Raw genomic sequence first — 22,286 nt, 5'->3', positions numbered from 1 at the left:
CATCAAGAGGATTACCACCGACACCGCCAGTAATACCACCAATAATATCAGTCACAGCATCAAGAGGATTACCACCGACACCGCCAGTAATACCACCAATAATACCAGTTACAGCATCAAGCGGATTACCACTGACACCACCCGTAACACCACCAATAATATCTGTAATATTTCCCAGAGGATTGCTACTACCAAGGTCGGTTAGATCGCCTACAATATGTTGAATTGTGTTTGAAGCAGTTGTTCCATTATTAATTAAAGTTCCAATTACACCTGAGGCAGAACCTACGGCACCATTAATATCTGCACCTGCTAAATCTGAAATTGCTTCAAGTGTTCCATTTACAGTATCGCGTGAAGTTTCAAATGTAAGTGTCCCAAGATTGGTCAAATCAACGATTGGATGTACTTGGGGTAATACACCACTAATTACGCCACCTACTGTATTTATTCCTGTATTGATAATTTCTGTTTTGAGGCTCTCTACACCTTGAAGTACATCGATACCAGTTTGAACAATGCCTGTGACTGGATTGTTACCTAAATCGCCACCCGTAACACCACCAATAATATCGGTTACACCATCAAGAGGATTGCCACCGACGCCACCCGTAATACCACCAATAATACCAGTTACAGCATCCAGAGGATTACCACTGACACCGCCCGTAACACCGCCAATAAGATCGGTCACAGTATCAAGAGGATTACCACTGATGCCACCCGTAACACCACCAATAATATTGGTCACAGCATCAAGAGGGTTACCACCAACACTACCCGTAACACCGCCAATAAGATCGGTTACAGTTTCAAGCGGATTACTACCTAAACCGCCTGTAACACCACTAATAAGATCGGTTACAGTCTCAAGCGGATTACCACCGACACCACCCGTAATACCACCAATAATATCGGTTACAGCATCAAGAGGATTACCACCGACACCGCTAGTAATACCACCGATAATATTGGTCACAGCATCAAGAGGATTAGCGACGCCGCCGCCCGTAACACCACCAATAATATCTGTGACAGCAGCAACAGGACTGCCGCTGCTAATATCCGTTAAATCACCCACAATGTGCTGAACCGTGTTTGAAGCAGTAGAACCATTATTGATGAGTGTGCCGATAACGCCAGTTGCTGAGCCAATTGCACCATTAATATCCGCACCAGCGAGATTTGAAACTGCTTCGAGACTTCCATTCACTGTATCGCGTGAGGTTTCAAAGGTAAGCGTACCAAGATTTGCTAAATCTCCGATTGGATGCTCTGATTGGTGAACCGTCCCTATAACTGCATCCGCTACAGTATGGATACCTGAATTAATAATACTTGTTTTTAAACTTTCTACACCTTGAAGAGTGTCTATAGTGTTTTGAACCGTACTTGTGACAGGATTGTTGCTGAGATCACCTCCTGTAACTCCTCCGATGATTCCCATTACAATATTGACAGGGTTACTTCCAGTGGCTCCTAAGATATTTGTGACTACATTGAGTGGGGAAGTTCCTATTCCACCTGTAATACCACCAACAATATTAGTTACGGTATCAACAGGATTCGTGGTTGTTCCTCCTGTGACACCACTAACAATATTCGTCACTGTAGATAATGGACTGCTACTCCCAGTTACACTGCCTAAAGTACTGGTAATCGTACTTATTGGAGAACTTGCAATGCTATTGCTAACCGTACTAATGGTTTGATTTACCGTATTTGTAATTGAACTCGTCGAAACGATATTTGTGATTGACGAAAGAGAAAGGGGAGCTATGGTTGAACCTGTGATGGATGAAGTTGTTGTATTACTTTCTAATAAATTTGAAGTAATACTTTTAATTGGCGATAAAAGACTTTTGAAAAGCATAGCGGTACCTATATTTTAAAAGTTGTATTGTTTTGATTAATTATTAAAGTGATTTGATTTTTATGTGATGTATTTCACATTAATCAATAATAATGTTATTTGTATTTGTTTTTTTGTCAATTCAAACGATAAGCTGCATCATTGTTTAATATAGATTAATGAAAGGTTTTAGTAGTTGAATCTTAAAGTAATTCGATTTTTAACAAAGAATAAAATGTCAAAAATAATAATAGAGAATGAGGAGAATAGAGCTGATATTTTTTGCCTTGATTTAATTTGTGATATCAGTGTATTAAAAATTATTTTTCTCGCGTTACAGTTTAAAAAATGACTTTAATTCAAAGAAGTTTATAAGTTTTGTTATTGGTTTGAAAATAAATATTAAGCAATCTTTATTCTTAATTTAAAGGTATAAATATCAATTATTTATAGTTTTATTCCAATTATAAACATTTACTTTTAAATTAAAATGATCAATCTCTCGCCGTTTGAATGTGATTTTATTAAAAAATACTTATCAATTGGAAAAAAATGCGTATAATGCGCTCCATCAAATATGCGCTCATAGCTCAGCTGGATAGAGCACTTGGCTACGAACTAAGGGGTCGGGAGTTCGAATCTCTCTGAGCGCACCAATTTGAATTTATCGAAAGATAAAGTGAAAAAAACCGCTTAAATGCGGTTTTTTTGTGCCTTACATTTTTGCTTTAATTTTCTGAACAAACACAGTATTACCACCAACTGCGGGTAGTACATCATGATAGGGTAAACTTCGCATAGCCCTTAATAAAAAGGGCGCTTTTTCATCAATTTTCATTGAACTGGTTATTTTAAATAAACTTCCGTGATTCAATTCTGTAGCAACCATTTTTCCTTTTATAAAACGTAAATCACCACCATTTGCATAAAAGTTATTTTCAACAGTATTTGGATAATTAAAATAAAGCTTAAATGCAAAAGGAATATTAATCACACCTAAACCCACATTCACTTGAATATCTGCATCTTGACCTTGATTTTGGATAGGAGAAGTACTGATTTTCTTGATTTGTCTTGGAAATAATTCTTGATAGGCTAAAGGGTTTAACCATTTATGTAATTGCTGTGGTGGCTGTTGATAAAATTGATAGGTTGTGGTGAAGCGCATGGTTTCTCGCCCATGTGTGTACAAAATGCTGGTCGGTGCATGTAGGTAGCTTACAGGCTGCTGTGCATTTTGACTCAGTTGTGCAATCTTAGCCAATTGAGCTTCATTTAATTGAGGGCTTGGTATTTGTCCTGGATTTAAGGCAACGATATTTTGTTTAATAAAGCGTGTTCGAAGTGATTCTAGGATGAAAGCATTCGTTGAGCTTGGAATCCCTAATTTGACCTCTGGAATCGCATTCAGAATTTTTTTAAAAATAAAACCTTTAGGTTGATTTAAATCTCCCCACTGGGTGAGCGTAATTAAAGTTCGATGATCATCTAAGGCAAACCATTCAAACTTTCCTACACCATATGGAATAGGAGAATCAATCACTAAACTGGAAATACTGTTCGATTTAATCTGATGCTGTAAAGTAACGTCTTCATTAAAATTGAGCACTGGAATAGGCGTTGGAATGGAGACACGATATTTCATTTTTACAGTATTGCCAGATTGTTCTAGTGTTTTGGCCGATTTAAGTGTTGGAAATAGACCGACGTAGTGATTAAAGTCAGTCAGGGTCTTACTAACCTGCTGTACATTGGTAGGAACAATAAGTGCTGCGGATGTAAAACTGGCGTTTGGTTGTGAATTGGATTTGAGAGTGGGGAGGTTAGTTTTAGTTGTTGGATGCGCATAAATGAAAATATTATTTTGCGTGTAGCTTGCCAAAAGCTGGGGGTTATTTTGAAAAGGTTGTAAAGCGCTTGGGATATTGTCATTCCAAGTCAGCATTTGTGCAAAGCAAGTTTGCGTTACGCTAAAAACAAGAGTCGTTAATATAAATCCATTCAAATACAACATCAGATTCCTTTGATTTTCCTTAATCATATACTCAGTTTCATCTGTAGATGAGCGATCAAACATTGCTATTAATAAAAGTTTTTATGTATAAAAAATAGTCATATTATGTAAAACATGTCTTATCATAGGCTTCCGATCGGTCAGTATTTGTAGAAATAATAAATTAGCCTATCTATCATTCTGAATAGAAAAAGATTTTTAATATTGTGAAGTGGAATGATGAATAGAAAAATAAAGTTCCAAAGGCAATTCCGATAGTGGTAAAAGATTTCGATCAGATCATCTTCATGGATAAAGCCTACTTTTTCTCGAAATTAGACATCTCATTTTCTATCTAAAAATAAGCTGAAAAGTCCTATCGCATCATATTTAAATTTTGTATCAAATCACGATAAATCTGATTTACGCTCTAATCATTTATGTTCTAATAGATGAGTTTTTTCAAATCTTAGAAATCAAAAATGTCTGAACAACGTCCAACTGTATCTGTGCGCTATTATCTTAATTTAGAAGAATCACAAGATGGTTTTGCTCTTGTCACTTTTGGTAAAAAGACCTTTAGTCGTTTTCTAACACCTGTTATTAGTATTGCAATTATTGGTTGGGGAATCTATTTAGGTTTCTCAGACGTTGGTCGTTATTACGTCGCATTGGGTGCTTTTTTTCTGATTATGCAGGGCTTGATGCGCTATTGGTTGTTACCGATGTTATTTAAACGTCAGTTTGTCCGCTACCAATTTGGAAAAAGTGAGCAGGGAATTGACCTTTATCAAGATCATTTTGAACTTTATGCCACAGGTAAAAAGCAAACGGCGCAGTATGCAGAGGTACAATCTTTTGCAATAGGCAAACTGACTTACATGTTGGAGTTGAAAAATCATACCGTCATTATTGTTCCGAAGCGTTCATTCACTGATCCAGCAGATCAAACCAAATTTGAAAATAGTTTTAAAAAATAACTTCATTCGCGATTTAAGGAACAAGGAGCTTTTATGAGCACACGTCCGTCAAAAATTGTTTGTGTAGGCAGAAATTATGCTGAACATGCGAAAGAACTAGGTAATGCAATTCCTGATCGCCCAATTTTATTTATCAAACCACCAAGTAGTTTGAGTAGCTTAGCCCAAGGTGCCCGTTGGAATCAGGCTTTGGGTGAATGTCATTTTGAATGTGAAATTTGTTTGCAGATCGCACATCCATTGTCGCAGGAAACCGATCCAAGCAAAGCTTTAGAAGCGATTGGTGCTGTGACATTAGGATTGGATTTAACTTTACGTGATTTGCAGAATGATTTAAAAGCGAAAGGACAGCCTTGGGAACGAGCAAAAGCTTTTGACGGCGCATGTATCTTGGCAGACTGGGTGGAAGCAGATGAAATTGGCGATTTACAAGAGTTAGAGCTTGTTTTAATGATCAATGGCGTTGAACGCCAACATGGTTTTAGCCAAGATATGATTTTTGATATCGGTGCATTATTGGTTGAAATTAATCAGTCATTTAGTTTGGAAGCGGGTGATGTCATTATGACGGGTACACCTGCTGGCGTCGGGGCATTACACCCAAATGATCAATTAACCATGAAATTAATAACCCAATCAGGAGAATATGATTGGGATACATTTGTTCAAGCATAATTCATAAAATCAAAGCGCTGATATTTCAAATATCAGCGCTTTTTTATTTGTAAAAATGAGAAGATAAAAATGAAAATCTGGTTGTACTTTGCATTATTTTTAACCACAACGATCAGCCATGCCCAACAACTTGCTTTAAGTTTTGATGATGGCGTTAATCCCGATTTAAATAAACAAGCCGTTAATATTAATCAGAGAATTTTAGTGCAACTGGAACAACATCAACTCAAAAGTATGATCTATCCAAGTGTCATTAAAATTGGAGATTATGCGGGATTACAGTTAGTTGCAGCGTGGGGTGAGCAAGGTCATCAGATTGGCAATCATAGCGAGTTACATCTTAATTTAAATAAAGATAGCGTAACGAGCCAACAATATATTGATGGCATTCAGAGAGCTGAACATGTTTTTCAACCATTAAAAGGTTGGACGGCAAGATATCGTTATCCTTTTCTCAAGGAAGGAAATACCTTAGAAAAGAGAGAGCGTATCACGGATTATTTACAGCAACATGGCTATCAGTCGGGTGCAGTAAGTATTGACGCGAGTGACTGGTTTTATAATTTAAAATATTTGTCTTATCAAAAACAAGGAAAAACAGCCCAGTTAAATCAATTGAAACAAGCTTATATTCAACACTTACTTGGACGTGCAATTTACTATGATCAATTGGCAACCGAGACTTTAGGTTATTCACCAAAGCACGTACTTTTATTACACGTGAATGCGATTAATGCTGCATTTTTAACAGATGTGATTCAGGCATTTCGCGTACAAGGTTGGCAATGGATTGATACAGCCGATGCTTATACAGATCCAATGTATCAACAGCGCCCGAATATTTTACCTGCAGGTGAAAGCATTATTTGGGCATTGGCCAAGCAACGTGGGCAAGCGCAGTTGCGTTATCCTGCTGAGGATGCACCTTATGAACAAGATAATTTAAAACGTTTTGGTTTAGATTGAATTAGCGTCCTTGATACAACTTGCGGAATTGATCAGGAGTAAACTGCATCCAACGTTTAAACATATAAATAAATGCAGATGAACTGGCATAGCCCAAATCGAGTGCAATATTTTCAATGGTCTTACCTTGATTTAGCATCGACATTGCTTTCATTATTTTTAATCGTTGTCGCCATTCATGCAGTGACATTCCCAATTCTTTTTGACTATAACGCGCTAGCGTTCGTTCAGTCATATTTATCATTTTAGCTAATTCATCTAGAGTGCTGTTGTCGGCAGGATGAAGATGTAAATGATTCAATATTTCTGATAACGCCGGATGCTGTGTGGTTGGTAAATAACTTCCGACCAATTCTGCATGAGTAAGGGAATCCAGAAGTACCTGTAGTAAACGTAAATATTCTGGATCATTTTCTTGAAATGGATGTTTGCGGATATGTTCCAATAAGGCGGGAACTAAGGGAGCTGAAAGTAAGATTCCTGCTTGCTTGGGCATTCGCTCGCAAAGTGTTTCATGTATATAAAGGGTGCAGTGCGTGACTTCATTGCGATTAATCCCACTGTGCTGTAGACGTGGTGGTAGCCAAATACCATACGGCGGAGGTGTTAAATAATGAATTTGTTCAATATTAACTTCTAATACACCATCGAATGCATAAATAAATTCGCCCCATGCATGGACATGTTCAGGATAAAACGTCTCAGCAGGTGCATCTCGAATTCTAAGCCATAAAGGGGCTGGAATATCACTGTATGCAGGAAGCTGTTGAAAATTTTGAATCCTTTGAGCTGATTTTTTCATAAAATGAGAATTGCCCGAAAACATGGATTGAATGTCAGATTTTCACTATATCATGAAAATCTGACAGCTTTATATTGGTGCTCTAATTATAGAATAGAGAGCCTATTATGGATGAGCGCAAGGCATTGGATGCAACAGCTTCAGGTTTGATGATCATGCTGTGTATGATTTGGGGCCTGCAGCAAGTCATACTGAAAATGGCAGCTCCTGATATTTCACCATTAATGCAAATTGCGCTACGCTCAGGCTTGGCTGCTTTACTGTTATTACCCTTATTATATTTAGATAAAACCACGCAGCTATTGAACCGACAAAATTTTAAAGCGGGTGTTTTAGTCGCTTTATTATTCTCTTTAGAATTCTTTTTATTGGCACAGGCTCTGCAACTCACGTCTGCTTCACATGCGGTGGTACTTCTTTATACCGCCCCAATTTTTGTAGCCTTAGGTTTGCATTGGAAATTTCCTTCTGAGCGTTTAAGCACTTTGCAGTGGGTGGGTATTGCAATTGCCTTTTTAGGGATTGTGGTGACTTTCCTAAGAGTAGAATCAGACTCGCACTCAGCATTGCAGCAGCAAATGCTATGGGGGGATTTATTGGCATTGGCTGCAAGTATTGCTTGGGCAGCAACCACAATTACGGTTCGTTTATCTTCTCTAGCACAAGCGGCAGTGACGCAAACTCTGTTCTATCAACTTGCAGGGAGTTTTGTGTTGCTATTTGGCTTAGCTGTAATCCTAGGACAAGAGACGATTCATTTTACCCCGTTGGTGTTGGGTAGTTTAGCCTTTCATACTTTAGTTGTTTCTTTTGCCAGTTTTTTAGCGTGGTTTTGGTTGTTGCGAAATTACTTGGCATCTCGATTAGGTGTATTTTCCTTTCTCACGCCATTATTTGGGATGGCATTTGGAGTATGGTTACTAGGTGAAAAAATCGAACTAAATTTTTTGATTGGTGCTGTATTGGTTCTTTTGGGTATTGTGATAGTGAGCTTTCAAGGTTGGATAAGCAAATAAAAAGAAAGACCTCAGTTGAGGTCTTTTGATTTTAATAACCTAGATTTGTGCTACGTGGTCTTGAATAAGTATTATCAATTGGGGGTGCTGTACCTGCTAGGCTAGAATAAGCACTATCAACTTGATTCTTTAGGTGAATGGAATGAGAAGATCTGTGTGTTCGCTTATCACTGATATACGAGGCAGAATTATCCCAAGTACGTGCTGTTTTAATTTCATTTGAGTCAATATGATAAAAATAAGCATTGTTGTATTTGGGATTCTTATATAAAGGAGGATAGTTTTTTATTGGCCAATAAAGGACATTTTTTTTACCATGATGTTCTTGGATAATCCCTTTTAAATCGCGATAGTTTACGATCTGTATTGCTAGTAGATTTCCTTGGCTAGCGGCTTTTCTATACCATTTCATCGCACTGTAAGGATCTTCAATAAGCCCTTTGCCTAAATCATACATCCAACCAACAGCATATTGAGCTTGAGTATCACCTTTTTTAGCCTGTAACAATAACCATTGAGAAAATAAAGAATTATCATTGTCCATCAAATTACTAAGAAATTGATTTGCCTCTTGATTACCCTGAAGTGCCTCAGTATGAAGCCATTCAAAGGCTTCAAAGTTGCCTTGATTGGCAGCTTTTTTAATCCAGATTAAACCTTGTTGATAATTGGTTTCTGTTCCAACGCCTTTGAAATACATTTGTGAAAGTCTAAACTGAGCATTAACTTGTCCTTGCTCAGCAAGTTTTGCAGTATTTTTGAACTCTCTTTCTGTGGGTGAGCTACAAGCAGATAGACTCAAACAAAAACTGAGTACGATAAGTGAAAATAATCTTTGTTTCATTTTTTAAATATAATTAAAGTCATATAGATAAATTATAATTAAAGACAGGGTGTTGGTTGAATGATTTAGATAAATGGTGATGTCATATTTCAGACATCAACCTAGTACATTCTATTTCTGTTCAAAGATCGTTGAAAGAGGAATCGAAAGTTTTGCAGCTAAATAATCATTACTCTCGATGAGGGATGGCCCTAAACGCTCAATCCATTCATCATCTTGATGGATATTGGCCACATCATGACGTAATGGTAAGGGGTAAGGAAGTGCTGTAAAAAAGCTCCAGAAATCAACTTGCGCAAGATTTCTAACCAATACATACTCATCATTGTCTGTACGTTTGACTAAGTTCTGTTTTTCTAACTGTAAGATATATGCAGGTAAGCGTCCTAATTCACCACGTCCAATAATCCCAAGTAGTTCTTGTTCACTGACACTTTCTCCAATTTGTTGCTTTTTATAAAATAACTCCAATATGTCTAATAACATTAAGATAGGATGACGCTTTTGTTCTTTATCTGAATGAAAAGCAGTCAGTGCATAACTGACTTCTACGCCTAATAAGATAATGTTCCAAGACAAATAAATCCAAAGGAGGAAGATTGGAACAGCAGCAAAAGCACCATATACAATTTCATAACTGGTGAAATTACTCATCACCCAACCAAAGAAACGTTTTAAAATTTCAAATACGGTTGCGCTAAAACATGCAGCAATAACAGCGGAAAGAATAGGGACGCTACGATTAGGGATGGTCCAGTAAAGAATGAAAAAGCCAACAATTGTAAGTAGAAATGAAATGAGCCATAAAAGGAAAGAGCCATCTAATTGATAACCCGCAAAATTATTGCTCAGAATATTCATTGAGGCGACAGTAGATGAAAGTACAAAAGCACTGCCTAGAATGATTGGACCTAAAGAGATGATTGTCCAATAACGCATAAAGCCCACAAGCCCTGTGCGAGTTTCTTTGACACGCCAAATACGATTAAAGACATTTTCGATTGAAGTGAGCATAAGCACGGTAGTCACAAACAGAAATAGCACCCCAATAATCGTGAGATTACTGGATTTATCTGTAAATGCGTTCAATGCTTTGTCAAAGGCAATGGTACTTTTTGGTAAAAAATTACTGTAAATCAATTGCTGTAGTTGTTGTCGAGCAGGCTCTAAAGCTTTAATTGAGGAGATAATGACTAAGAAAACGGTCAGCATCGGAACAACTGCAAACAAAGTGGTGTAGGTGAGTCCTCCAGCTTGTTCTCTACAGCGATCAGCTTCGAAACGCCGTAACACAAATACAATAAATTGAAACCATGTTTTTTCTAAAAAAGGCAGATTTTTTAGATAACGATTTAAGATCATGGGTTCTATCCTAGTTATTTTTAATAAAATCCTGTGTCAGCACAGGATTGGCTACAGCTCAAAAGAGGAAAAATGTCGTATAGTGTTCTTTTTAACAAAATTTATTAAAGTGATGCAACCTTACGTTCTTGTTCTTTATTACAGTAAATATGGTTCAACTCGAGAAATGGCCCATCTAATTGCCGATGGAATTGAGTCTTCTGGTATCACAGCCCGTATTCGAACGGTTCCCAATCTCGCAACTGTTGTCACTCAAGCAGAGCGGAGCATTCCTGCAGAGGGGGATGTTTATTGTACTTTAGATGATTTGACGTATTGCTCAGGTTTGGCACTTGGTTCACCTACTCGCTTTGGTAATATGGCGAGCGAGATGAAATACTTTTGGGATCAAACGACGAGTTTATGGTTGAATGGCGCTTTGCATAATAAACCAGCATGTGTTTTTACTTCTTCTGGCTCGATGCATGGTGGGCAGGAAAGTACCTTGCTTAGCATGTTACCGCCATTGTTCCATCATGGTATGCTCATCATGGGGTTGCCGAATTCAATTCCAGCTTTATCGAATACTAAAACAGGCGGTACACCTTATGGGGTAAGTCATGTCAGTGGCCCTCGTCATGATCAAAGCTTGAGTGCAGATGAAAAAATCTTATGCGAAGCACAAGGTAAACGTTTAGGTAATGTCGTAAAAGCGTTGTTAGGAAAAGTTTAGATCTAAAAAAGGGAGCATCTGCTCCCATTATTTTATTTTTTAATTTGCCAATCGTAGATTTTTTTCTGATAGGCATACCACATCATCCACAGTCCAATCAGTAACATTGGTACAGTGAGAATCTGACCTTTAGTCATCCAACCGAATAGAATAAAACCTTGATCTGCATCGGGCTGACGGAAGAACTCCATGAAGAAACGTGCAACTCCATAACCCATCAGGAATAATGCTGAAACCGCCATACGTGGACGAGGTTTAGCGCTAAACCACCAAAGTATGATAAATAGAATCAGACCTTCACAGAGCGCTTGATAAATTTGCGACGGATGGCGAACTAAACCTAAAGGATCAGTTGGAAAAATCATACCAAATGGATAGCTAGGGTCTTGAACTTGACGACCATACAATTCACCACCAATAAAGTTACCGATACGACCAAACATCAAACCTGTCGGTACACATGGTGCAATAAAGTCCAAGGTTTGAAACCATGTTTTCTGATATTTCTTACACCAGAATAACATTGCGATCATGACACCCAAGAAACCGCCGTGGAAGCTCATCCCTCCTGTCCAGACTTGGAATAACCAAAGCGGATTTTCTAAGAATTTGCCAAACTCATAAAACAAAACATAGCCAATACGACCACCAAGTACGACGCCTAGAGCGCCATAAAACACCAGATCTGAGACCATATCGGCAGTCCAACCATCACGTTGTTTAGCACGATAAGAGGCTAAGCCCCAAGCGCATAAAAATGCCAAGAGATACATGAGTCCGTACCAATGCACTTTGACTGGTCCCAAGCTCAGCGCAACTGGATCAATATTTGGATAGGTCAGCATTGCTGTTCCTCAATTTAGAATTTGAAATTAAGTTTTGAGCAGATTGTAGCGGAATGATGTGAAAAATGTTGTACATTCAATGTGTAAAGATGTGAGAACAGAATTAATGTGTATTGTCGCTTTTGCATGGCATGTTCTTGATGATATGCCGTTGTGTTTAATTTCAAATCGTGATGAGTTTTATCATCGACCAAGTGCCGTTTTACATCGATGGGATAACAGTTCGATAATCGCTGGGCAAGATTTACAGTCAGGTGGGGCATGGATGGGAGTCACTGAGTCTGGGCGTTGGGCAATCGTGACTAATTTTCGAAATGGACGAGATAAGAACCAATATTCAACTTCACGTGGGCATTTAATCCAATCTTTCTTAGAAAGTGATTTAGCCCCTATTCGTTTTGCACAACAATTAGAACAGCAACAACAAGACTACGCTGGTTTTAATTTGTTTGTTGGTGATCGAGAGCAAGCGGTTTACATGAGTAATCGGGGGGAGGCACCACAAGTCTTAGCGAATGGTGTTTATGTTGTTTCCAACGGTTTAATGTCAGAAGATTGGGAGAAAACCAAACATTTACGTAAACGCTTTACACAAGAATTTTTACCAATGTTGCAACAATTAAAGATTACAGAATCTGATTTGCAATATTCAGTCTGGGATATTTTGGAAGATGAACGAAAAATTATTCCAGATTTGTTGCCGGATACAGGGATTAGTGTGGAAATGGAAGAGTTATTATCTTCAACTTTTATTCAAAGCCCAATTTATGGAACACGATGTTCTAATTTTCTGAGAATGACATCTGAGCACTGGCAATGGTTAGAGAAGTCTCAACAAGGTGAGCAGCAGGGGCGTATTATCGAAATGCAAGTTGATCTGTTGAAATAAAAATACCGACAAGGCTGTCGGTATTTTTATTGGAGTATTTTGCTTATTTTTTAGTTTCAGTTTTTTTCTCAACCGATGGTAAAACATCAGCTGTGATATAACCAACACATGCACTATAACCGCCATTATAGTTTTCTAAAACTTTTGCTTTTAATTCAGCGGAAAGTTTTGAGCTATCTCCAGGATGTTGGAAATTACTCATGATGTATGTCCAACCATTTACAGAGTCAACTGCATGTAAGCCTGTTGATTCTGCACCTGCTGGAGTAGAGAGGATACGATCTAAAGACTTAGTATCAACGTTATATGCCCAGAGGAAGTTATTGGTATGGTTGCCACTGTCTTCACCGATGAATAATGTGCGTAAAGTTTCAGAGAATTTTAAATTGTCTGGGCTTGCAATATTATTTGGATCTGCCGTGTTACCTAAGCTATCCACGGTAATATCTTTACCCATAAGAACCATATGGCTTTGGTAAGGTGTCCATTCACTATTGATCACATTGTTAAGATGATCAACTTGGCTACCTTTGAGGTCATGTCCAAGGACACCACCTGCTTTTAGCGTGCTCTTAAACTTAACATTATGTGATTCAACCCAAGCTGCATTTCCACCAATCATTGATTCTTGAATATTGGCAAGTGCAGAGTAAGCAACCTTATCTTTAATATTTACGGTAGTACCTTCCATTTTGGTGAAAGCCATACTACCGCCTTTTAGGGCAGCATATCGATGTGTTTCTAGGAATGCAGCAGCAAGCTCAATCTCAGCTTTGCTAAAGCCATTGTTGGCTTCTTTGAGTTTAACCCAAAGCGATTTTCCATCTAACACAATCTTGGTATAACCTGTTAAATCAGCTGGTGCTGTTTTCAAGCTTTCCATAATGTTTTCAGATTTGATTCCTCGAACATTCACGAGGTCTTCGATGGTCTTACTATCAGTATGACCTAACTTGATCCATTTGATTGCTGCTGTTGAGGTCTCATTCAGTTCAGATGTGTATTTCGCAACATATAATGTTCCAGCAGATAAGTCTTTTTCTTTGTCTGCAATAAACATGAAGAAACCACCGTTAGTGTAATCATCACCCATGATTACAGTGCGGTTGTCTGGCATGACTTGAATCAGTTCATGTGAAATACGACCTAAGCAGTAGTGTTTAACTGCCTTAGCACGACCTTTACCATCAAGAATAATTTCTGGCAAATGACCATAGTTATAGGCATTTGCAGTATTTTCATTGCCATATAGATTTTTACTATATGCTTTGAGCATTGCGAGATCTGAACCGATTTGGTCAAATGCATCAGGCTCATATTCTTCACTTGAAAGGTGGGTATTCCACGGAGAAAGGCTAGCACCACAGGTGATCCATAGACCATGAACTTTAGACATATCGACATTGAAGTATTTTTTCAATGTTAAGTGTCCAGTTTTTTGATCTTGATCAAGCGTTAAAATCGCAATTGGAGATGGCAATTTGCCATACATGCTTTGATTATTGAGGTTTTTAGTGGTGTATTCAAATTGAACAACGTGGAATACAGGGTTAGCCACACCAGATACAGAAGCGCCATTGATGTGGATTAAAGATGAACCATCTGGAGAGTCAGAGAAGAATTGGCGTTCTTGACCGATTACAGAAGTATCTTTAATCGGTTGGTTATTAATATCATAATAACTACCTGCAATGATTTTTCCACCATCGATATTATCAACTTGCATGCCAGTACGGAAAAACTCCTGATAACCCAATTTGTACTCTGTGGTTGTATTATCATCCCACGTAATCGTCAAAGCAGATTTAACTGAAGTGGTAGCCATCTCTGGTACAGTTGAAGGTGCCGCCATAGGTGTAAATTTTGCATTTTTAAATTTTGCAGCAGGTACGGTTGGCGTAACGGTAGTATCGTTATTATCATTGCAACCTGCTAAAGCTGCTGCTGTGCCCATTGCCCCTAGTGGTAAAAACGGAACACCCGCGAACCACTTTAAAATATCACGACGACTTGGCTGATTTGTATTGGCTGTCATAATAAATCCATATCTTTAATAAATGGTAAATAAATCTAGATTGATTTTATGTTTGATAGATGACAATTTTTTGACACTTTTAAGGCAGTTTGAAGACAATTTAATTTTTATAAATATATAAAAAATATAAATTTAAAATACAAAAATCCCTGAGGTTATTCAGGGATTGAACAGAGATATTATTATTCTGAAACTGCTTTACGCTTTTCTAATATTTTTCCAAAAAGTAAACCGATTTCAAATAGCATCCACATCGGAACAGCCAGCATAATCATGGATAACGCATCAGGTGGTGTTACAAACATAGCTACGAAAAAGCATCCAACAACAATAAAACGGCGTTTTTCAACGAGGCTTTGTGTACTCACGACACCAATCAAAATCAGAACTAGAGTAATGATTGGAATTTCAAAGGTAAAACCGAAAACCAAGAATAGTTTTAAGCAGAAGCTCAGATAGCTATTAATATCTGTCATAGGTGCAACAGTTTCAGGAGACACGCTAATAAAGAAATGCAAAATAGCAGGTAGGGTAATGAAATAGGCAAATGCGACACCTAAGTAAAATAATAGAATGCTGCCAAATAGCAAAGGAATCGCTAAATGTTGTTCTTTTTCATATAGCGCAGGTTTTATAAATGACCAAATTTGATAAATGATATAGGGCATTGCCAGCATAAATGCGACGAATAAATTGAGTTTAAACGGTGCCATAAAGGTAGCTGTGACATCCGTCGCAATCATGGTTGATGTTGCGGGTAATTGTTGTCTCAATGGTTCAGACAGCCATTGATAGGTTTGATTTCTAAAAGGTAATAAACAAAAAAACAGAAAAATTGTTACGCCAACAATCTTAAAAAGATATTGGCGAAGTACGATTAAATGCTGCATGACCGGCATTTGTTGTAGGGTTTCTTCAGTACTGACTGAAGTTGATGGTAATTGGCTCATACGGCAATCTTTAATTCGTTATCAAACTGATTCAACGATGGATATGCTTCCATACCAATCACAGATGATTTTTGGTATTGAACACAAAAGGGAATAATAGAACTTGAGTGATATGGCACATAGCGAATCGAATTTTGAGATTTAGTTACTGATGGTGCAGTCTCTATCTCATGATCTTGAGTTTTCAATTCATCTAATTGTTTTTGTAGCCGACGTTCAAGCTCAGTAATCTTTTCAATTTCTTTTTGCATTTCTTCGCGGAACTCAGAAAGACGGAGCTCTCGATCAATTTCATTCTGAATATTGTTGATAAATTTTTTAATTTTTCCATACCATTTTGCTACAAATCGAGCAGCTTCAGGTAATTTATCAGGACCAAGAACCAATAATGCAATTACTGCAAAGCAAAAAATCTCAGTCATTCCCAAGTTCAGCATAATTCCGCTCGCTTAGCTTTTTACTGAGCTTTCAGCATTTTTAACTTGAGCATCAATGGTACGAGGCTCATTGAGTGGCGCAGCAACTTCATCTTCTTTAATAGACTTTTTGAAATCTTTAACCGCACCGCCAACATCTTTGCCTAAATTTTTAAGCTTTGATGTACCGAATAGTAAAATCACGACAATTGCAAAAATAACGACGTGCCAAATTGATAAACCAGCCATAATTCTATTCCTATATAACTTTGGTTATATCTCAACAGTTTGGCATGACAAAGATGTGACACTTATATTGCAATTTTGCGACAAAAATTATGAGATTAAGTAGATTGATGGATTATTTTTTACTTTTTGGTTTGTAATCAATGCCTCGTTAAGGTGAGTTTTTACTCATTATTCAGTATTTTTATTCAATCTAGATTTAAATAATTTGCCCTAGGTTTTAGCTAGGGCAAATGATCTTTAAATCAAACTTGCTTTAAAAAGCTGCATTGCTTGACCACGATGACTGATTTTATTTTTGTCAGCTTTGCTAAGTTCAGCACTTGAAAGATTGAGTTCTGGTAGCCAGAACAATGGATCATAGCCAAACCCATTCTCACCGCGCGCTGCTTCTAAAATCTCGCCTTTCCAAATGCCTTGAAAGATTTGTGGCAATGGATCTTCGGCATGTGTGACCAGTGCTAATACGCAAACAAACATGCCCTCAATCACTTCGCCGTCTTTACGGAAGGGTGCAAGATCAGCTAAAAGTTTTTGGTTATTGGCAGCATCATTACCATGCTCGCCTGCATAGCGCGCTGAATAAATTCCTGGTGCACCACCTAAAATCGGAACACAAAGTCCAGAGTCATCTGCTAGTGCTGGTTTACCTGACAGTTTTGAAGCATGACGTGCTTTGATAATGGCATTTTCAACAAAGCTGAGACCGTCTTCAATCGCATCTTCAATATCCAGTTTGCCTTGAGGAATGATTTCAACAGGAAGATTGAGTTGTTGAAACAGGTGTTCAAATTCGACCACTTTACCTTTGTTATTACTTGCAAGGACAAGGCTGCCTTGGTTGAGCCATGATGGGGTAGTCATTTTAAAATCTCAATATATTAAATCGAGTGAAGTATACCAATTTAGTAATGGATTAAACTTTCAATCCATGTTTCAAAATCAGGATAAGCATTTTTTGCATCTTTAATAATTTCTAAGACGGTTTTATGTTCAGATTTTGAATATTTTTTTGCAAAATCTAAAAAAGTTGGATTTATCTTTTTAATATTTTCTGGATAGGAGATGGCTTCATATGGCCCATGTGTTTGAGCGAGTAACCATAAATAATCATCAAATTTTTTTGCAACTACACCAATTTCACCTTCTGATCCAAGAAAAATGATAGGCTGTTCAAGAATCTCCTTATCTTTATTCACGAGCCAAAAGGCCGCATATCCTCCAGTTCCATCTTGTCCAAAGACTAAAAAATGAGTTGCATCAACTTCATGATTACCCGTCCAGGATTTTAACCAGTCATTTGTTTCTTGTTCAGATAAAAAATTTTCATAGTGTTCAAAATCAATGCCATTACCATTTTCATAATCAAACTCAAGCTGATGAAGTTGGCTAAGCAAAGGGGGGAATTGATACATGTCTATCTCCAGTTTCTTATTGTTGGTAATAAATTTATTAAATAAAAAAACCGACTTACACAAGTCGGTTTTTAAATCACTTCATAGATTTAAGTAAGATTATTGTGCTTGAATCCATTTATCAGCACGGTCACGAGCAGTACGAATCTGATCTTGAGTTAAGTTTGCAGCCAACGCTGTTTTCTTACCTTCAGAAAGACTGATGACTTTAGTATCCAGCATACCGTCACGTGTTGAAAGCTCATACCATTGGTAAGCACCAACATAGTTTTTCTTTTGCTCTTCCATCATCGCGAGATTAAAGCTGGCACGGTTATCGCCATTACTCGCAGCTTTCTCGAAATATTTACGCGCCAAAGCTTCATCTTTCTTCGTACCGATGCCATCTGCATACATACGACCGACATTTAACTGTGCAGCAGATAAACCTTGATCTGCTGCTGCTTTAAACAAAGAAAAAGCTTGTTTCTCATCTTTAGCAACGTCTTTACCATACTGATAACGTGTTGCTAGATAAAATTGTGCCCCTGCTTGACCAGATTTTGCTGCGCTTTGTAATTCACTGATACTCATCACTGAATATCGTGCTGCCTGTGTTGCAACCGATTGGGGTTGAGCAACATAGTCAGCATGCGCTTGTATACTGATCAGACCAAATAAAAATGTGCTGATAAATGTCTTTTTCATAGAGCGCTCACTCGATAAATTGCGACTTCACCAAATAGGTTCGGCATATGCTTACTGAGCATACTACCTTGTTGGTCACCATTAACGGCAAGTCGATTAATAATTTTAATCCGATTCTCAGCACATAAGGCTTCAAAGTCACGGAAAGTACATAAATGAATATTCGGGGTGTTATACCACATATAGGGTAAAGCTTCCGAAACAGGCATTTTACCTTTTAATGCAAGAAAAGAACGTGTCTTCCAATACGCAAAGTTTGGAAAGGTAATAATCGCCTGTTTGCCAACACGCACCATATCACGAAGTAATACATCAGGTGCATCTACAGCTTGCAAAGCTTGTGCCATGACTACAGAATCAAAAGATTGGTCGGCAAAACGGCTTAAACCTAAGTTTAAGTCCTGTTGAATAATATTTAACCCCCGACTGATCGCAATTGCAATCTTTTCTTGATCAATTTCTAAGCCATAAGCACGAATATTGTGCTGTTTGCTCATATGAGCCAGTAATTCACCATCACCACAGCCTAAGTCTAATACGCTAGAGTTCGGACTGATCCATTTTTCAGCGAGTCGTTGATCTATTCGCATTAGTGCTGCTCCTGCGGTGTAGCTTGCAACTGTTGTTCTCCACCTAAAAATGCTCTTAATGTTTTCACATAGAGTGGGATCGGGAACAAGAACGAATCATGACCTTGTTCCGCATCAATATCTAAGTAACTGACGGGCTTATGATTATCAATTAAAGCATCAACTAATTCTTGTGAACGACTTGGGCTAAAACGCCAGTCAGTCGTAAATGAAACCACCAAGAATTGGCACTTCGGTTGACTCATTGCCTTTGTTAATGAATGTTCATATTCACGAGAGGGATCAAAGTAATCCAAGGCCTTGGTCATAATCAAGTAAGTATTTGCATCGAAATTGCGGCTAAATTGTTCACCTTGGTAACGCAAATAGCTTTCCACTTGGAATTCGACATCAAAACCATACATAAATTTGCCAGATTTCAAATCACGACCAAATTTCTGTTTCATGGCTTCTTCAGACAAATACGTAATATGACCGACCATACGTGCCAAAATTAACCCACGTTTTGGATAACTGTCATTTTCCAAGTAACGCCCATGATGGAAATCTGGATCAGAGAGAATCGATTGGCGAGCAACTTCATTAAAGGCAATATTTTGAGCTGATAATTTTGGTGCACTGGCGATAATGACACATTTTTTTAAACGATCAGCATAGTCTAATGACCATTGTAGTGCTTGCATGCCACCTAACGAACCACCAATCACGGCAAACCAAACATCAATTCCGAGGCGATCAGACAACATGGCTTGGGTCTTTACCCAGTCACGAACAGTGACTAATGGAAAATCTGGACCATAAGGACGATTTTCGTTTTCAGGGTTTGGCGATGTTGGGCCTGTTGAACCATTACAACCACCAATATTATTTAAAGAAACAATAAAAAAATGATTGGTATCAATCGCTTTACCGGGACCAATACAGCTATCCCACCAACCTGCTTTTTTATCATCTGCATGATGATAACCCGCAGCATGATGATGCCCGGATAATGCATGGCAAATTAAGATTGCATTGGATTTATCTGCATTAAGTGTTCCATAGGTTTCAACCATCAAATCAAAACGTGGCAGGATACGCCCACATTCAAGCTCTAATGGTTGCTCAAATTGAAATTTTTGTGGTGTGACTAAACCCACTGAATCCGATGGAAAAGACACTGGAATGATTCGCCTTGTATAAATCTTTGATCAATAATAAAAGGATACCAATTCAGGTATCCTTTCAAAAGTCATTTTTTCTGATATTACAACTCAGCTTTGCTTAAACTGCCGCAGCAGCAACTTGCTCAGTTGTAAGTACGCCTTGTTCAATTAAACGATTGGTACATGCAATAATCGCTTCAATCGATGAGGTGACAATGTTGTCATGAATCCCTGCACCAAAGGCATTTTTACCTGTGCCTTTGACTTGAAGTTCAATCAAGGCAAGTGCTTTAGCATTTGCACCAGAACTGATACTACGTTCTTCATAATTTACAACATCAATTGGCAATTGTAACGCATCGAGCATCGCCGAAATTGGGCCGTTACCTTCACCACGTAAACGTTGTACTTCACCGTCAATTTCAATATCCAATTCAATGATTTGTGTGCCATTAATATCGGATAACTGATAATGTTTGGTTTGGTAATGGCTATTTTTCACATCCACATAGGTATTTTGGAATAAGGTCCAGATTTCATGTGCACTAATTTCTGTACCGTTTTCATCAGTATGTTGCTGTACGATTTGGCTGAACTCGATTTGTACTCGGCGTGGTAAAGCAACGTTGTAATTTGATTCCAATAAGTAAGCAATACCACCTTTACCAGATTGGCTGTTGACACGAATCACCGCATCATAGTCACGACCTAAATCTTTAGGGTCGATTGGTAAGTACGGCATATCCCAGATCTCTTCGTTTTTCTGGAATTCGAAGCCTTTTTTAATCGCATCTTGGTGTGAACCAGAGAAAGCGGTAAAGACTAAATCACCTGCATATGGATGACGAGGGTGCACAGGTAAACCTGTACATTCTTCAACTGTTGCAATGATTTCATTGATATTTGAGAAGTCTAAGTTTGGTGCGACACCTTGGGTATACATGTTTAAGGCAATCGCAGCAACATCGACGTTACCTGTACGTTCACCATTACCAAAAACGCAACCTTCAACACGGTCAGCGCCTGCCATAATTGCCAATTCAGAAGCAGCGATACCGCAACCACGGTCATTATGACAATGAACAGAGATAATCACGCCATCACGACGTGCTAAATTACGATGCATCCATTCGATTTGATCGGCATAGACATTCGGCGTTGAAACCTCAACCGTTGCAGGCAAGTTCAAGATCACCTTATTGGCTGGAGACGCTTCCCAAATTTCCGTGACCGCATCACAGACATCTTTGGCAACTTCCAATTCAGTTGCAGAAAAACACTCTGGACTATATTGGAAAATCCACTCAGTTGCAGGGTATTGTGCTGCGTATTCTTTGACTTTATTTGCTGCATTAATTGCAAGTTGCTTTGCGCCGTTTGCATCTACATTCAACACTTTTTGACGGAATGTTGGTGAGTTTGAATTGTAGATATGCACGATCGCACGTTTAGCATCAACTAATGCTTCAAAAGTACGCGCAATTAAATGATCTCGAGCTTGAACCAAAACTTCGATGTACACATCTTCTGGAATCAAATCTTCTTCAATTAACTTTCGAGTAAAGTCAAAGTCAATTTGAGATGCTGAAGGGAAACCAATTTCAATATGTTTGAAGCCGATTTTAACCAACATATGGAACATTTTTAATTTTTGATCCATATCCATTGGTTCAAAAATCGCTTGGTTACCATCACGAAGATCGGTGCTCATCCAAATCGGTGCTTGGTTAATTTCGTTATTTGGCCATTGACGATCTGGTAAATCCACTCGTTGATACATACGGCGGTATTTTTTGCTTGGGTCAGCCAACATCATGAGATAACTCCTTGTTGTAGCATGGTTGCTGTTTCAAAATAAATGCAACG

The 22,286-nt window shown here is 38.1% G+C and carries 22 protein-coding genes and 1 tRNA gene; 7 read left to right on the top strand and 16 right to left on the bottom strand.

Annotated features, from left to right (window positions below; translation table 11 throughout):
• A partial coding sequence (locus IEV17_RS16370; RefSeq protein WP_227554481.1) for a beta strand repeat-containing protein occupies window positions 1–1,873 on the bottom strand: 1,873 nt, incomplete at its 3' end.
• 558 nt (window positions 1,874–2,431) lie between these two features.
• Here IEV17_RS16370 and IEV17_RS16365 point away from each other — a divergent pair.
• A tRNA-Arg gene (locus tag IEV17_RS16365) sits at window positions 2,432–2,508 on the top strand.
• A gap of 59 nt (window positions 2,509–2,567) precedes the next feature.
• Here the strand turns inward: IEV17_RS16365 and IEV17_RS16360 are convergent.
• The gene (locus IEV17_RS16360) at window positions 2,568–3,866 is read right to left on the bottom strand and encodes an SRPBCC family protein (protein WP_004660399.1); all 1,299 of its coding nucleotides are present in this window, start codon (window positions 3,864–3,866) and stop codon (window positions 2,568–2,570) included.
• A gap of 461 nt (window positions 3,867–4,327) precedes the next feature.
• Here IEV17_RS16360 and IEV17_RS16355 point away from each other — a divergent pair, with 461 nt between their 5' ends.
• The 3 genes from IEV17_RS16355 (at window position 4,328) to IEV17_RS16345 (ending at window position 6,466) form a co-directional block, all read left to right on the top strand.
• Window positions 4,328–4,825, top strand: a complete 498-nt coding sequence (locus IEV17_RS16355) for a YcxB family protein (RefSeq protein ID WP_004660401.1) — start codon at window positions 4,328–4,330, stop codon at window positions 4,823–4,825.
• Between the two features lie 33 nt (window positions 4,826–4,858).
• Complete coding sequence (locus IEV17_RS16350; RefSeq protein WP_004660402.1) at window positions 4,859–5,500, top strand: fumarylacetoacetate hydrolase family protein; 642 nt, start codon at window positions 4,859–4,861, stop codon at window positions 5,498–5,500.
• 69 nt (window positions 5,501–5,569) lie between these two features.
• The gene (locus IEV17_RS16345; protein WP_004660405.1) at window positions 5,570–6,466 is read left to right on the top strand and encodes a polysaccharide deacetylase family protein; all 897 of its coding nucleotides are present in this window, start codon (window positions 5,570–5,572) and stop codon (window positions 6,464–6,466) included.
• Window position 6,467: 1 nt separating this feature from the next.
• On the opposite strand, the gene IEV17_RS16340 is transcribed toward IEV17_RS16345, so the two are convergent.
• Window positions 6,468–7,268, bottom strand: coding sequence for an AraC family transcriptional regulator (locus tag IEV17_RS16340; protein ID WP_034601046.1), 801 nt, complete (start codon window positions 7,266–7,268; stop codon window positions 6,468–6,470).
• Between the two features lie 107 nt (window positions 7,269–7,375).
• Between IEV17_RS16340 and IEV17_RS16335 the strand changes: the two genes are divergently transcribed.
• Entirely contained in the window at window positions 7,376–8,284 is a 909-nt protein-coding gene (locus IEV17_RS16335) for a DMT family transporter (protein ID WP_004660409.1), read from the top strand.
• Between the two features lie 31 nt (window positions 8,285–8,315).
• Here the strand turns inward: IEV17_RS16335 and IEV17_RS16330 are convergent, their stop codons facing one another.
• Window positions 8,316–9,128, bottom strand: a complete 813-nt coding sequence (locus IEV17_RS16330; RefSeq protein WP_004660411.1) for a tetratricopeptide repeat protein — start codon at window positions 9,126–9,128, stop codon at window positions 8,316–8,318.
• A 111-nt stretch (window positions 9,129–9,239) separates the two neighbouring features.
• The gene (locus tag IEV17_RS16325; protein WP_004660413.1) at window positions 9,240–10,490 is read right to left on the bottom strand and encodes a YihY family inner membrane protein; all 1,251 of its coding nucleotides are present in this window, start codon (window positions 10,488–10,490) and stop codon (window positions 9,240–9,242) included.
• Window positions 10,491–10,602: 112 nt separating this feature from the next.
• On the opposite strand from IEV17_RS16325, the gene wrbA reads away from it, so the two are divergent.
• Window positions 10,603–11,202: an NAD(P)H:quinone oxidoreductase gene (gene wrbA / locus IEV17_RS16320; RefSeq protein WP_004660414.1), complete on the top strand. Its 600-nt coding sequence runs from the start codon at window positions 10,603–10,605 to the stop codon at window positions 11,200–11,202.
• Between the two features lie 32 nt (window positions 11,203–11,234).
• Here wrbA and lgt read toward each other — a convergent pair whose 3' ends face one another.
• Window positions 11,235–12,047, bottom strand: coding sequence for a prolipoprotein diacylglyceryl transferase (lgt, locus tag IEV17_RS16315; RefSeq protein ID WP_004660416.1), 813 nt, complete (start codon window positions 12,045–12,047; stop codon window positions 11,235–11,237).
• 106 nt (window positions 12,048–12,153) lie between these two features.
• Between lgt and IEV17_RS16310 the strand changes: the two genes are divergently transcribed.
• Window positions 12,154–12,936: an NRDE family protein gene (locus IEV17_RS16310; protein WP_004660418.1), complete on the top strand. Its 783-nt coding sequence runs from the start codon at window positions 12,154–12,156 to the stop codon at window positions 12,934–12,936.
• A gap of 43 nt (window positions 12,937–12,979) precedes the next feature.
• Here IEV17_RS16310 and IEV17_RS16305 read toward each other — a convergent pair whose 3' ends face one another.
• The 10 genes from IEV17_RS16305 to leuA all read right to left on the bottom strand — a co-directional run bounded on the left by IEV17_RS16305 (window position 12,980) and on the right by leuA (window position 22,236).
• Window positions 12,980–14,971: a PhoX family protein gene (locus tag IEV17_RS16305; RefSeq protein ID WP_004660420.1), complete on the bottom strand. Its 1,992-nt coding sequence runs from the start codon at window positions 14,969–14,971 to the stop codon at window positions 12,980–12,982.
• Window positions 14,972–15,153: 182 nt separating this feature from the next.
• On the bottom strand, window positions 15,154–15,921 hold the full coding sequence (gene tatC / locus IEV17_RS16300; RefSeq protein ID WP_004660422.1) for a twin-arginine translocase subunit TatC: 768 nt from the start codon (window positions 15,919–15,921) through the stop codon (window positions 15,154–15,156).
• On the bottom strand, window positions 15,918–16,358 hold the full coding sequence (gene tatB / locus IEV17_RS16295) for a Sec-independent protein translocase protein TatB (RefSeq protein ID WP_004660423.1): 441 nt from the start codon (window positions 16,356–16,358) through the stop codon (window positions 15,918–15,920). Before tatB ends, tatC begins: the two co-directional genes overlap by 4 nt.
• A gap of 12 nt (window positions 16,359–16,370) precedes the next feature.
• The gene (locus IEV17_RS16290; RefSeq protein WP_004660425.1) at window positions 16,371–16,586 is read right to left on the bottom strand and encodes a Sec-independent protein translocase subunit TatA; all 216 of its coding nucleotides are present in this window, start codon (window positions 16,584–16,586) and stop codon (window positions 16,371–16,373) included.
• Window positions 16,587–16,823: 237 nt separating this feature from the next.
• A complete protein-coding gene (rdgB, locus tag IEV17_RS16285) occupies window positions 16,824–17,447 on the bottom strand; it encodes an RdgB/HAM1 family non-canonical purine NTP pyrophosphatase (RefSeq protein ID WP_004660427.1) in 624 nt (207 codons plus the stop codon).
• Between the two features lie 41 nt (window positions 17,448–17,488).
• Window positions 17,489–17,998 (bottom strand): hypothetical protein, encoded by a 510-nt coding sequence (locus IEV17_RS16280; protein WP_004660429.1) that lies wholly within the window; start codon window positions 17,996–17,998, stop codon window positions 17,489–17,491.
• 99 nt (window positions 17,999–18,097) lie between these two features.
• A complete protein-coding gene (locus IEV17_RS16275) occupies window positions 18,098–18,685 on the bottom strand; it encodes a tetratricopeptide repeat protein (protein WP_004660430.1) in 588 nt (195 codons plus the stop codon).
• Complete coding sequence (gene metW / locus IEV17_RS16270) at window positions 18,682–19,275, bottom strand: methionine biosynthesis protein MetW (RefSeq protein WP_004660432.1); 594 nt, start codon at window positions 19,273–19,275, stop codon at window positions 18,682–18,684. Before metW ends, IEV17_RS16275 begins: the two co-directional genes overlap by 4 nt.
• Window positions 19,275–20,435 (bottom strand): homoserine O-succinyltransferase MetX, encoded by a 1,161-nt coding sequence (gene metX / locus IEV17_RS16265; protein ID WP_004660433.1) that lies wholly within the window; start codon window positions 20,433–20,435, stop codon window positions 19,275–19,277. The genes metW and metX overlap by 1 nt, the downstream gene beginning before the upstream one ends.
• Window positions 20,436–20,538: 103 nt before the next feature.
• Entirely contained in the window at window positions 20,539–22,236 is a 1,698-nt protein-coding gene (gene leuA / locus IEV17_RS16260; protein ID WP_004660436.1) for a 2-isopropylmalate synthase, read from the bottom strand.
• Window positions 22,237–22,286: the final 50 nt, after the last annotated feature.

This window comes from Acinetobacter modestus, from assembly GCF_014636095.1.
Taxonomy (GTDB): Bacteria; Pseudomonadota; Gammaproteobacteria; order Pseudomonadales; family Moraxellaceae; genus Acinetobacter; species Acinetobacter modestus.
This window is presented reverse-complemented; position numbering and strand designations above follow the sequence as displayed.